The following is a 13,684-nucleotide window of genomic DNA, read 5'->3' on the forward strand; positions in this document are numbered from 1 at the left end:
TTAACAAAATACAATTTTGATTTTAAGTGTAATAGAAAAACGGAGTATTTGTGATGAAGGGAGATTAAGTATGAATATTGTGGAATTCCAGAGATATGTATCAAATTTCAGTAAAGAAAAAGGATTTCAAGATACAACAATTGAAGAGCGTACGATGTATGCAATGGCGGAATTAGGTGAATTAGCGGAAGTTATATTAAAGCGTGATAAAATACAAGATTCAAAAAGAGAAATCGGTTTAGAAATGTTCGATGTAATTTGGAATGTATGTGATTTAGCAAACAAGTTAGAAATTGATTTAGAGAAGGCATTTGAAGAAAAAATGATGATTAATAAAAAACGTGAATGGTAAAAGGAAAGTTAAGTTTTAAAGCGTACAAAATTTTGTACGCTTTTTTATTAATCACATGAAAAATATGTAAGAAATGATGGAACAAACATTTGAGATGAATTGTCTATTATAGGTAATAACTATTTAGTTTGAACGAAAGGATGGATGGAAATGAAAAAGAATTCGTTATTAAAAGTAGGGGTATGTGTAAGTTTACTAGGAGCAATTCAATTTGCTAGCACAATTTCTTCTGTGCAAGCAGAACGAAAGGTAGAGCAAAAAGTAATAAAAAATGAGACCGGAACAATTTCAGTTTCTCAGCTAAACAAAAATGTTTGGGTTCATACGGAGTTAGGTTATTTTAACGGAGAAGCAGTTCCTTCGAACGGTCTAGTTCTTAATACTTCTAAAGGGTTAGTACTTGTCGATTCTTCTTGGGATGATAAGTTAACGAAAGAATTAATAGAGATGGTAGAAAAGAAATTTCAGAAGCGAGTAACGGATGTCATTATTACACATGCGCATGCTGATCGAATTGGTGGTATTAAAACGTTAAAAGAAAAAGGAATTAAAGCACATAGTACGGCTTTAACTGCTGAACTAGCAAAGAAAAATGGATATGAAGAGCCGATTGGAGATTTACAAACGACTACGAATATGAAGTTTGGGAATATGAAAGTAGAAACGTTCTATTCAGGTAAAGGACATACAGAAGATAATATTGTAGTATGGTTACCTCAATATAAAATTCTAGCTGGAGGCTGTTTAGTAAAATCAGCTGACTCGAAAAATTTGGGCAATGTCGCTGATGCGTATGTAAATGAGTGGTCCACATCGATTGAAAATGTGTTGAAGCGATATGAAAATATGAAATTAGTAGTACCTGGTCACGGTGATGTAGGTGACAAAGGATTGCTTTTACATACACTGGATTTGTTGAAATAAGAAACAAAAAATAAAATAATGACGAAGCTTATCGTATATTTAAGACATTTTTGGAATATAAAAAGAGAGAAGAAAACAATTTCCTTCTCTCTTTCTTCTAATTATATTAAAACGCTAAGGCTATTGATTACGCCTGAATACGGCATTGAGATTTTAATTACAAGTATACGAATACCAATACCGTCATAAGTGCTATAGCAACGTAAGTAGCATCATGCATTATAATTGACATTATGTATGAATTTTAGAAGATCATAAAAATATTATGTCAACAATGTGAACTGTCACAAATTTTCATATATTATTGTGATTGATATCACATCCCTTTTTCTCAATAGGTATTATGCTTAGTTTGTAAGGAATGATTGGGAGAGGGTGGGATGATATGTTTTGTTATCAATGTGAACAAACTCCAACAGGCGGATGTAAAGTAATGGGTGTTTGTGGTAAGAATGAAACCATTGCAAGTTTACAAGATACGATTGTATTTGGATTAAAAGGAATTGCTGCTTATCGTACACATGCCGCTCAGCTAGGGTATACAGATGCATTTGTAGATGCTACAACGCAAGAAGCATTATATATGACATTAACAAATTCTAACTTTAATGAACAAGAACATATTGATATGGCTATGAAGGTAGGGAAATCAGCTTTACGAGTGATGGAGTTGTTGGATGAGGCACATACGAATCATTTTGGTGTTCCAGAGCCTGTTCAAATTACACAAAATCATGTAGAAGGTAAGGCAATTGTTGTTACTGGTCATAATTTATTTGCATTAGAGGAATTATTAAAGCAAACAGAAGGTAAAGAAATTAATATTTATACGCATTCTGAAATGCTACCAGCACATGGTTATCCACAGCTGAAAAAGTATAAACATTTAAAAGGAAACATTGGAAAGGCATGGTATGATCAAAGACGACTTTTTGAAAAATTCACCGGTGCCATATTAGCTACAACGAACTGCGTTATGCCAATTAAAGGATCATACTCTGATCGATTCTTTTCGTATGATATTGCAGGTTTAGAAGGTGTACAAAAAATTGAAAATGATGATTTTGCACCACTGATTCAAAAAGCGCTAGAACTTCCCGAAGTACATATGGAGTCGGATGAACAGTTAGTAACTGGGTTTCATCATAATACAGTATTATCATTAGCTCCAGAAATTATTGAGGCAGTAAAGGAAGGGAAAATAAAGCGTTTCTTTGTTATCGCAGGTTGTGATGCACCAGGAAAAGGCGGAGAATACTATCGTGAATTAGCAACGTCACTTCCACCAGAAACGATTATTTTAACAACTTCTTGTGGGAAATTCCGCTTTAATGATGTAAATTATGGTGTTGTACCCGGTACGGAGATTCCACGTTACATTGACTTAGGACAATGTAATAATTCAATTTCTACAGTGAAAATAGCGGCCGCTTTAGCAGATGCTTTTCAATGTGAAGTAAATGAATTGCCAGTGAGTATTGTCCTATCATGGTTTGAACAAAAAGCGGTTGCCATTTTACTTGGGCTATTTAGTCTTGGGATTCAAGATATTCGCATTGGTCCAAAGGCTCCAGAATTTATTTCACCTGGTGTGCTCGATGTATTACAAGAAACATTCGGTTTAAAACTGATTACAACTGCAGCAGAAGATATGAATATGATGTTATCGTAACGAAAAAGATGTCTTATATGTAATGATGGCTTTATAAAGAATTTGTATGTATTCGAAAACTCATATATATTCGCAGGTGAGTTAATAGAAGAACACAAAAATCATCTATTAATAAAGGGAACCCGCCACATCCATCAATGTCAGCATTTTTTGTTTTGTGATATTCGCTTTTCTGAGCTGGATAGGTATGTGGCGAGACTTCTTCAAAAAGAAAATCGGCTGTATCCAATAGGTAGCAGCTGATTTTAGAAAAAATTTAAAAATCGAGTTGACATTCACTGCTACTTAGTCATACAATGTACTTGTAATAAGTAATACTGAATAGAGTGGTTTCTCAAAATATATTCAGTAAACAATAGGTAGCAGCTGATTTTAGAAAAAATTTAAAAATCGAGTTGACATTCACCGCTACTTAGTCATACAATGTACTTGTAATAAGTAATACTGAATAGTATGGTTTTTCAAAAGCTATTCAGTAAAAATTCGCCTTAGTACTCTGTGATACTGAATATAAGTCAGACAGAATAGGGGGTAGAGGAGGATCAGAATATGGAAAATTTAACTGAAATGCTGAAAGGTTCGCTGGAAGGGTGTGTGCTGGAAATCATTAGCCGCCGTGAAACCTATGGCTATGAGATTACCCGCCACCTGAATGAACTTGGGTTTACCGAAGTCGTGGAAGGAACGGTGTATACCATCCTTGTACGATTAGAGAAAAAAAAGCTTGTGAATATTGAAAAGAAACCGTCAGATATGGGGCCGCCCCGTAAGTTTTATTCACTAAATGATGCTGGCCGCCAGGAGCTTGAATTGTTTTGGAAAAAGTGGGATTTTGTATCATCAAAAATTAACGTCTTGAAGTCAAACTAGCTTCATAAGATAAGTTATTGCGTCTAATGTTTTGGGAGTTTCTTGTTCTGCTTTATAAAAAAGGAGGAAAAATAATATGATGGAAATGTTCAAAAAATTAATTGGTGATAAAAGAGAGTACAAAATGATGATGGCACGAGTTGGGGCCTTGCCAGAGGACTATCAGTTTGTGTTTAAAAAAATTCAAAATTACATGTGGAATTTCTCAGCGGGTAACGGGATGGATATGCTGCACATACAGTATGAATTAATTGATTTGTTTGAAGCCGGTGCGGCGGAAGGAAGACAAGTGCTGGAAATCACTGGGGAGGACGTGGCATCCTTTGCTGACGAACTAGTGGCAAACGCTAAAACTTATGTTTCCAAGTATCGTGAAGATTTGAATGAAAGTATCATGAAGCAATTGAGAAAAAAATAAATGCAAAAGGTAATACCGACTGATTAGCTGGTTATAAATGTGAATTGCCGCCATCGCTATTCAGTTATATTTTTAAACCGGTACTAAGTAATACAGATTATCAGTAGTACTAAATAGAGGAGTGTAGGCCATCTAGCTTTGCAAAACATTTTAAATAAGGAGGAAAAATGTATGACCAATGCAGCGATTTCTGTAAAAGGGTTGAAAAAATCCTTTAAAGATAAGGAAGTGTTAAAGGGGGTGGATTTTGAGGTGCAGCGTGGTGAAATTTTCGCACTGCTGGGCTCAAATGGAGCGGGCAAGACGACGATGGTCAACATCCTCTCGACGCTGATGAAGCAAGATGGCGGAGAAGTAGGTATTTGCGGTTTTGACGTCCAGCGTCAACCGGATCATGTTCGTCAAAGTATCAGTCTGACAGGGCAGTTCGCAGCTTTAGACGGCATGCTTACCGGGAGAGAAAACTTGATAATGATCGCCAAGTTGCGTGGAGTTTCTAGTCCCGCTCAAGTCGCTGACAATTTGCTTTCAAGATTTAGCCTGACCGATGCAGCCAATCAGAGGACAGATCAGTATTCAGGTGGGATGAAGCGCCGGCTTGACATCGCGATGAGTTTAATCGGGACGCCAGCAGTTATTTTTCTCGACGAACCGACGACAGGGCTTGACCCTGAAGCGCGGATTGAAGTTTGGGATACCGTTAAGGAACTTGCCGGCGGAGGCACAACTATTTTACTTACGACCCAGTACTTGGAGGAAGCAGAACAACTAGCGGACCGTATTGCGATCTTGCATGGCGGAAAAATCATTACGACTGGTACTCTTACTGAACTTAAAGAGATGTTCCCACCAGCAAAAGTGGAGTATGTCGAGAAGCAGCCGACATTAGAAGAAATTTTCCTTGCGATCATCGGTAAAAAGGAGGAGATGTAAAATGAAAAGTAAAACAGGGGTATTACTAGGTCGTTTAATGCGCAACATCATGCGCAGTCCGGATACGATTATTACGGTTGCGATTACGCCGATTATGATGATGCTGTTGTTTGTCTACGTATTTGGCGGCGCCATAAAGACAGGAACGGACAACTACGTCAATTATTTATTGCCGGGAATCTTGCTGATGGCTATCGCATCCGGTGTCGCTTACACATCCGTGCGGTTGTTTACGGATGTAAAGAGCGGACTGATGGCACGTTTCATTACTATGCCCATCAAGCGCTCGTCGGTATTATGGGCTCACGTATTAACATCACTTGTTGCTAATGTGCTTACTATCGTGGTGGTTATCCTTGTTGCGCTCTTAATGGGCTTCCGTTCCAGCGCTAATATTCTGGATTGGCTCGCGGTAGTTGGAATACTCGGGATGTTTACGCTGGCGCTGACATGGTTGGCTATCATTCCCGGGTTGACAGCGAAGTCTATGGAAGGGGCGACAGCCTACTCGTACCCACTAATTTTTCTGCCCTTTATTAGTTCGGCCTTTGTTCCTACCGAAACTATGCCAAAAATTGTTCGTGCGTTCGCTGAGAACCAGCCTGTGACTTCAATTGTGAATGCGATTCGTGCCCTCTTATATGAAGGGACTGTTGGCAACGATATTTGGATTGCACTTGCTTGGTGTGTGGGCATTATGGTTATCGCTTACTTCTTCGCCGGTAAAGCATTTAAACGTCAGTTAGGGTAACACCATCGGTTCGGTGCCCTATGGTAACTAAATCTTCTGAAATGAAATATATGTTTGGAAAAGTGGATTTAAATCACATTAATCTTAGTTATTGCTATAATTGTTAATATTCTTACTGGTTACGCAGTTGGTACGTAAGTAGGTTCAGACGTTGAGAAAAATCAGCCTGAGAGAGTTAAAGGGGAAGAGATAATATTTTGACCTCAATTCTAATTGCCATATAATAAATGCAATTTTTATACATGAAAAGCCCAACTATTTCCTTAGGTGGGCTATATCTTTATTACAAAATACGAAAGTATACTCTCTTTTTTCTAAATATGTAATTATGCATATTTAGAAAAAACTACACTTAATAAATATTACATATAGTAAATGGAAACTTGTGGTGTTATTCTTTTAACAAGCGTAACGCGTCAAACATAATAGAAGGTGTGATGGTACTAAGTAAGAGAAGTTCTTTTTTTCTGAAAAATGCATATTGATTCGATATTAGTTATAATTATTCAGTTAGATGATTTTATGTTTTCTTAATTTATTCCTTTATATCTACAATGATTATTTATTATAACAGTTTTCATGTCTAAAATAAGATGTTTCAGCAAAGGGGAATATAACTATCTTTATAATGAGTTCCCAATATAATCAACGTGTTAACAAAAAGGATATCTGTATTATTTTCCCCTTTTTGCTAACTAATACAGCTTCAAAAAATAGACACAATTGCTACATACCAATTGTAATTTATTATCTATTCATAATTCTGTTTATTCTGACTTTCTAAAAATAAAAAAATATTAGACTCGCAAATATAAACGTTATAATGAGGGCGTCGAGAGGTAACCGATTACCTACGGAGAAAATATTAAACATTTTAAAATTGGACAGACTGAAACGATTAATTGCAGAAAGGTGTGTGACCAGAAGGGGAATTTCTTCAAAATAGTTTAGTAGCAGCGGACATCGTATTAGCTGGTGTAAACAATATCATCAATGCTGACGAAGTATAGGGTTGGAGGATAAATGCCTCGCACATTAAGAGAGACAGCTTTAGGTGGAATCGTTTACAATATGGTGCATCTAGTAAGCGATTCATTTTTTAAGAATGGTCTACATTCTTTAGCCTAAAAAGAGACGTAAGAATAGGATACAAGGGGGATTTATTATATGAATGGCAATACTGCAAAAAAAATAGAATTTCAAGCTGAAAATACTGCAGTGGAAAATGAGAAATATCTAGATCCTAAAAAGTGGCATAAACAAGATACTACCTGGGCGTTGAGCCTTTTTGGAACAGCAATTGGAGCAGGGGTACTCTTTTTACCTATTAATGCAGGTTCAGGTGGTTTATTATCATTACTGTTAATTACCATACTTGCATTTCCTGTTATGTATTACTCACATAGGGCACTTGCTAAAATGATATACGCTTCTAATTCTGCTGATGAGGGGATCACAGGTACAATAAGAGAGTATTTTGGAAATAAGGCAAGTATAATTTTTAACATAGTATATTTCGTTTCAATTTATACGATCGTGCTGATGTATTCGGTTGCACTTACAAATACTGCAAGTAGTTTTATCGTGCATCAATTGCACATGCAGGAGCCTCCAAGGGCCATTTTATCGCTTGTATTAGTACTCGGTCTTATAGCTATACTAAACTTTGGTCAAGATATCATTGTAAAGGTAATGAGCATGCTAGTATATCCTTTCATAGCTTCTTTACTTTTTATCTCAATATCTTTAATTCCACAGTGGAATACGTCAATGCTTAGTTTTTCAAGTGTTTCTACTGCTTCAACAGGAACAGGGTATTTTGGAGTGATATTGATGATACTACCAATCATAGTATTCTCATTTAATCATTCTCCTCTTATTTCGTCATTTGTTATGAAACAGAGAGCTACCTATGGAATAGAAGCTACTGATGCCAAATGTGCTCAAATACAAAAAGTTTGTTATATTATGACATTCGTTGTTGTTATGTTCTTTGTTTGGAGCAGCGCACTGAGTTTAACTCCAAAAGATCTTATGATGGCTAAAGAACAAAACTTATCAATCCTATCATATCTTGCTAATGAGCTTAATTCACCTGTAATCACTATTGTAGCTCCTATCATTGCTTTTGTGGCTATAACAAAGTCTTTCCTTGGCCATTATATAGGAGCATATGAAGTAATGCGTGATATGATTATCAAGTCCGGTAAAACACGTGGGAAAGATATAGGAGAAAAAACAGTTAAGACAATGATTCTTACTTTTGTCGTATTAACATGCTGGTATGTTGCTTATGCAAATCCAAGTATTCTTGGAATCATTGATGCCCTTAGCGGTCCGTTAGTTGCTGCGATCTTATGTCTATTACCAATGTATGCGATTCGTAAAGTACCAGTACTGGCTAAATACAGAGGGAAAATGAGCAATGTGTTTGTCATTATTGTAGGTATACTTACTGTCCTAGCAAGTATTAAGTCATTATTCTAATTCACTATTGTTTGTTCTAGTGTGAAAATAATGGAATATGAAAAAAGAACATGAGATGATGGATAAGATAAATCCATCTTCGAATTTTAATGAGTGTTAAACTTTAATATAAAAAGACATGAACAAAGATTTTATCTAGGGTGAAATATTTATAATCAAACTACTAAAAAGGTATTACATTTTAATGATGTAGTGCCTTTTTTATTGCAGTTACATTTAAATATCTATGGTATTATATGTAATATAATAATCAAAATGTAGGTATAGGAGGATATATAGGAGGTTATATATGAGATATGTTCAGGTATCTTCAAAAACATATAGGGATAATACAGGAAGGAGTATAGACTTTCCTACTCTTCTAGTTGAGTATAATGGAGAAACAATGCTTTTTGAACAATTACACAGATATCAAATAAAGAATCGTAGTAAAAGCAGAACTTGGCATAAGAAGTTAGTACAAGCTGTTGGACTGTTGCTTGATTATATGGAAGCTAATCAGAAATATTATTCTTCTCCAAAAGAATTCTTTGATACATTTACGGAGTCTGTTTATTCAGGAACAATAAATGAAGAAGGTTTAGACCCTTCGGGGCTTTATTGGTTACCTAAAAGAGTTGAAACAGCAAATATGCTTTTATCTGCTTTAAATGGGTTATCAGATTGGTTATATGAAGAATATGGAGCTGTTCAATTAAACCCTTGGAGAAAAGCCACAAGATACGAAGAACGACTTAACTGGATGGCACAGATAAACAAAAGTCAGAACTCATTTCTAGGACATTTAAATGATGTTCATGAAATCTCTGAAACTGCAAAGTTAGCTCGCAATGCTGTTAGAAGAAGAAAACCATACTCATCAAAAGGAGATACAAAAGCCTTCCCCGAAAATAAAATACATGAGCTCCTATGGGAAGGGTTTAAGAATACAAGAAAGAACTATGAATTAGACCTTGTTGACCGTTATAACTGGCGTGATATTGCCATTACTATACTGATGCATGGCGGTGGACTTAGGCATAGTGAAGTATTTCATTTATGGGTACAGGACGTATTCCTTGACCATGAAGACCCAAATCTTGCTGTGGTACGAATCTATCATCCAAGCGAAGGAAGAGCCCCGCAGGATTTCAAGAACCCTACTACTGGTAAATATATAACAGACAGAGAAAGCTATCTGCTGTTAAAATATGGTTTACTTCCACGCAATATGTATTCCGCACAGGACAAACGATTTGCAGGGTGGAAAGAGCCAAGACTTGATAACGATGAAGATAAATACATGCATGTTTACTGGTTGTCAAAGGAATGGGGATACATCTTTATGTATGTATGGAAAATGTATATGGCAAAAAGGTTAAGAGATGGAATTAAGGATACTCACCCATTTGCCTTTGTCTCACATTCGCCTAAAACACTAGGAGAAATGATGCCACTTAGGACTCAGAGGGAGTCTCACGAAAAAGCGGTTGAAAAGATTGGTTTGACAGTCGGAAAGAAAGATGGCACTACTCCACACGGACATAGACACGCATATGGTCAAAGACTTAAAAATGCCAATATACCTGACGGCATCAAACAAATTTCCATGCACCACAAATCCATAGAGTCTCAGAACGTATACACAGAGCCAACAGTTGCAGATGTTACAGCTTCACTAAATAATGCCACTGCATCTTTGGATAATGGTTGTGTACTTCCAATGCAGACTGAGATTGATGCATGGATGAATGAAGAAACTAAACAGCAGAACAGATACAGATATAGGAGAAAATAAATGGGAAGAAAAAGTTATGATAATTTTTTTAAGTATAAAATGATTGAAGAACTTTGCAAAGGCAAAACATCAAATGATATTGAGCGAGAATATGGTGTTAAACATACTACTGTTTTGAACTGGCTCCGAGATTTCATTAAAAACGGAGCTTTTGGTGATAATGCATTATCGCCAAAAGAAAATCTGAGGCTTGAACAGTTAAAGGAAAAAGCCAGGAAAAGAGAACTTGAGTTAAGGTCTCATGGAACGACTAGGAGTGAAAACCTCGAATGGCTTTTAGAATATGCTTCTGATTTACAGCAATGGAATGAATATGCATCGGAATGGGTAAAAACGGTTGTAAGAAACAAATCCTTAACACTTAAATCTCTATCAAACTTCTTTAAAAAATATGTTATTCCCTATAACATCACTAGGTCTGCGCAGGAGTTCATTTCAATAGAATATGACACCCCAGATTTTTACGAAATTATTTATGCAGAAAGAGGCTCACAATCCCTTGCTTTAGTTGAAGCAAAAAAGAATGTTGAATTTGTTGACTGGATTATTGAGGAGAAGTTTTCGGTTGAAGATGATTTAGGAAACAAACTTATTCCAGCAGAATTTAAAAATCCTCTAACAAAATACTTACCAGACTATGTAAAATCATCGCAACGTAATGAATCAGATAAGAATGTTCTGCCTTATAGGTACATAAAAGACCTTCGTAATATACTCTGCCCTCCAAATGCAACCTGCTTTAGAGACTTGAAATTTGCACAAAGTGCAAGCGATTCAAGTAGAGCAGGTGGTGATTGGTTCATTGTTGATAAGTCTGTTATTGATAAAAATGACACAGACTGTGTTTACAGATTCAGAAAAACTTCCAAGTATGACCAGAGAAGAAAAGGACTTTCTGAAGAAGTATATGAGATGTGGTTTCCGGGGACTACTGTGTTGCTTTTGACAAAGCTCCTTCTTCCTTTGAGAACTTATCAGGTGCGTATGCTTGACAGTGGAGAAATGGATACTTATAAGTATGTGCAGTCTATGCGAAATGTGGCTGGAGAATGGATTAAGAATGATTCACATTTAAGTCAGGGTACAAAAAGAAATCCTTTTGAAAGAGGAGTTCTTCGTAAATTCAAAGACAAAACAACGCAGCTTGAAATGACAGATTTTTTTATCAACACGAATAAAACAGCAGACATCAACAAAGAGGAATCCGATAAAGGTTATGACATTCCTTGGCAGTACGAAGAAGCACAATACTGGCTTGCAAAACTTAGGGATTGGCAGATGAAGTACAATCCTATTTCTCAACCTGCAAAATGGGCAGACATGAAAAGAAACCACTTAGGACAGATAAAAGATGTAAGGATTTTAAAACAAATGGGGGAAATCACATTTCTTTTCAGAAATCCTACTTCAATAGGACAGGAACACTTGCCAATAGGAGTACAAGGATCGGATTCTTTTTGGTATAAGACACTTAAACAGCTTGAGGTTCAACTTAAAGAAAATACAGCATCCGAAGAAGAAAGAACATTAAAATTTGTGCGTCCAGACCGTGGAGATATGACTTATTATCCCCTTCATTCACTCAGAGTATCACTTATAACTGCCTATGCTCTTGAAGGTGGAGTTCCAATGCCTATTCTTTCAAAGGCTATCGCAGGTCACGCAAGACTCATTATGACTCTTTATTATACAAAAGCAGGTATTTCATATGTTACAGATACAATGAATCAGGCTGAAAAGAGCATTCTTGAAAATGATAAAGAAGCTTTTGATAGATTTATTAGAGATGCAAAGTATGAACAGTTAGAAACAAGTGTAGCTGCCAATGATCCAATAGCTTATCAGGCAGTAATCAACGCTCAAAAATCAGGTGCAAGTATTATTATAAGTGATAAAGGAATTTGTCCTAAAGGCTGTTTTGGATGCGATTCAGGTGGCACATATGTTAATGATGATACGGATAAAATCACTTATGGTGTTGTTCCGGGTTTTCCAGAGCAGAACTGTGTCAGATGTAGATGGTTCGTAACTAGTCCTGCTTTTCTTCCTGGCTTAGTGCATCATTTTAATACCATAGGCTACAATATGGGCGAAACAGGAAAACGAGTGATTAAATATCAGCATGATATAGAACTTTTAGAAAATGAAAAATATGAATGTGAACTTAATGGAACCATATTTACAAAACATCATGAATTGCTTAAATATGAGCAATTATATACACAGGAGATACAGAAGAATGATAAGCTAGCAAACGATTATAATGCCACTCTTCGCCTTATTGATAAGTGCATGAAGTTAATCAAAGAAACATCTTCTGATGATGGATTTCAGCTTGTTACCGTAGGTTCTATATCGGATGTTGGAATTTCTATTGACAACGTTGAACATGAACTTGAACAGCTTCAAATCATCTGTAATGGGGCGGAACTGTTTCCTGAAACAGATGCAAGCAAGGTAGTTCTTCAAAGGTCTCAAATCATAGATCTAACATTAAAAAATAACAATAAAATGCCCGTTATGTTCTCATTAACAGAAGAAGAACAGCTCATTGCAGGAAATCAATTCATGAGGCTTTTGATTAATCGTGCAGGTAGTTTAAAAGATGCCATTCCTTATGCAATCGGGCGTAAGAAACTTGAAGAAATCGGGTTTGAGAATGAGTTTGTTAATCAACTTAAATCTGTGACTTTAAACGGTAATTTATTACCAATATAGATAGTTCTACTATTGATTAAGAATAATTTATGTATTGGAGGATATATGATGGAAATGCATCCAGATAAACTGTTCTTAAAGTTTTACGAGAACGCTTCTACAAGGAAAAAGAAAACATTAGAACTCATAAATAATGCCTGTAAAAACAGTCCGAGTCTGACATAAAAGATTTTTCCATTGGCACCATAGCCAGACTGATAGCAGATGATGGCGGTCCAAGTGAACAAGCACTTAGAAACAAAAATGCCGAGGATTACAGGGTTTTGATAAGCCAGTGGGCTGAATACTATAAAACTACCACTAAAAAGCCTAAAAAAGAAAAGAGAACAACCGTAAACGATGATATCTTAGCAAGTATCTCCGAACCAACAACCAAAGCATTGGTTGGTATGCTTATGGCAGAGAATAAAAAGCTCAAAAGAGAAAACTCTCTGCTTAAGGAACAAACAACCTTTACGATTGATTTGCGTCCTATAAACGATATAAGTAAAAATAAGGATGTCGTTATAGTCGAGCCTTCTTATAATCTGACAGATACCGAAATAGATGCGCTGAGAAATGCCATATCAAACGAATTTATGAACCATCAGGGATGGACTACCGATAAATATGGCAGAGTAAAAGAAAACGGCATTCAGGTATATAAGGCAGGATATATAACTGCCATACAAAAAATTCTTAATGAAAAATAAAAAAAATACATCCATTATCTCAAAAAAGATTGATTTAATGGATTTATTTTTACATACAGGGGTCACGCCACACATCCATCAATTTAAGGT

At 36.0% G+C, this 13,684-nt stretch carries 11 protein-coding genes and 1 pseudogene; all 12 read left to right on the top strand.

The features are described from left to right. The first annotated feature begins 70 nt into the window (after positions 1–70). Positions 71–352, top strand: a complete 282-nt coding sequence (locus FT637_RS27700; RefSeq protein WP_002199805.1) for a MazG nucleotide pyrophosphohydrolase domain-containing protein — start codon at positions 71–73, stop codon at positions 350–352. Between the two features lie 150 nt (positions 353–502). Beyond that, positions 503–1,276, top strand: a complete 774-nt coding sequence (gene bla2, locus FT637_RS27705; RefSeq protein ID WP_193648983.1) for a BcII family subclass B1 metallo-beta-lactamase — start codon at positions 503–505, stop codon at positions 1,274–1,276. A gap of 385 nt (positions 1,277–1,661) precedes the next feature. Further along, positions 1,662–2,948, top strand: a complete 1,287-nt coding sequence (gene hcp / locus FT637_RS27710; protein WP_193648984.1) for a hydroxylamine reductase — start codon at positions 1,662–1,664, stop codon at positions 2,946–2,948. A 549-nt stretch (positions 2,949–3,497) separates the two neighbouring features. Continuing rightward, positions 3,498–3,818, top strand: a complete 321-nt coding sequence (locus FT637_RS27715) for a PadR family transcriptional regulator (protein WP_193648985.1) — start codon at positions 3,498–3,500, stop codon at positions 3,816–3,818. A 76-nt stretch (positions 3,819–3,894) separates the two neighbouring features. Next, positions 3,895–4,236 (top strand): DUF1048 domain-containing protein, encoded by a 342-nt coding sequence (locus tag FT637_RS27720; RefSeq protein WP_193648986.1) that lies wholly within the window; start codon positions 3,895–3,897, stop codon positions 4,234–4,236. A gap of 171 nt (positions 4,237–4,407) precedes the next feature. After that, the gene (locus FT637_RS27725) at positions 4,408–5,169 is read left to right on the top strand and encodes an ABC transporter ATP-binding protein (RefSeq protein ID WP_193648987.1); all 762 of its coding nucleotides are present in this window, start codon (positions 4,408–4,410) and stop codon (positions 5,167–5,169) included. A gap of 1 nt (position 5,170) precedes the next feature. Beyond that, positions 5,171–5,920: an ABC transporter permease gene (locus tag FT637_RS27730; RefSeq protein ID WP_193648988.1), complete on the top strand. Its 750-nt coding sequence runs from the start codon at positions 5,171–5,173 to the stop codon at positions 5,918–5,920. Between the two features lie 874 nt (positions 5,921–6,794). After that, positions 6,795–6,940, top strand: a pseudogene (locus FT637_RS30205) (L-serine ammonia-lyase, iron-sulfur-dependent, subunit alpha); the annotation flags it as partial. 147 nt (positions 6,941–7,087) lie between these two features. Continuing rightward, positions 7,088–8,407 carry an aromatic amino acid transport family protein gene (locus FT637_RS27735; RefSeq protein WP_193648989.1) on the top strand — a complete coding sequence of 440 codons (1,320 nt, stop codon included), beginning with the start codon at positions 7,088–7,090 and terminating at the stop codon, positions 8,405–8,407. Between the two features lie 289 nt (positions 8,408–8,696). Further along, on the top strand, positions 8,697–10,184 hold the full coding sequence (gene gmtY / locus FT637_RS27740) for a gamma-mobile-trio recombinase GmtY (RefSeq protein WP_193648990.1): 1,488 nt from the start codon (positions 8,697–8,699) through the stop codon (positions 10,182–10,184). Further along, positions 10,185–12,902, top strand: a complete 2,718-nt coding sequence (locus FT637_RS27745) for a VPA1269 family protein (RefSeq protein ID WP_193648991.1) — start codon at positions 10,185–10,187, stop codon at positions 12,900–12,902. A 197-nt stretch (positions 12,903–13,099) separates the two neighbouring features. Then, positions 13,100–13,594: a gamma-mobile-trio protein GmtX gene (gene gmtX, locus FT637_RS27750; protein WP_319805976.1), complete on the top strand. Its 495-nt coding sequence runs from the start codon at positions 13,100–13,102 to the stop codon at positions 13,592–13,594. Positions 13,595–13,684 lie beyond the last annotated feature (90 nt).

It is taken from the genome of Bacillus cereus (assembly GCF_015071065.1).
In the GTDB taxonomy this organism is placed as follows: domain Bacteria; phylum Bacillota; class Bacilli; order Bacillales; family Bacillaceae_G; genus Bacillus_A; species Bacillus_A cereus_BA.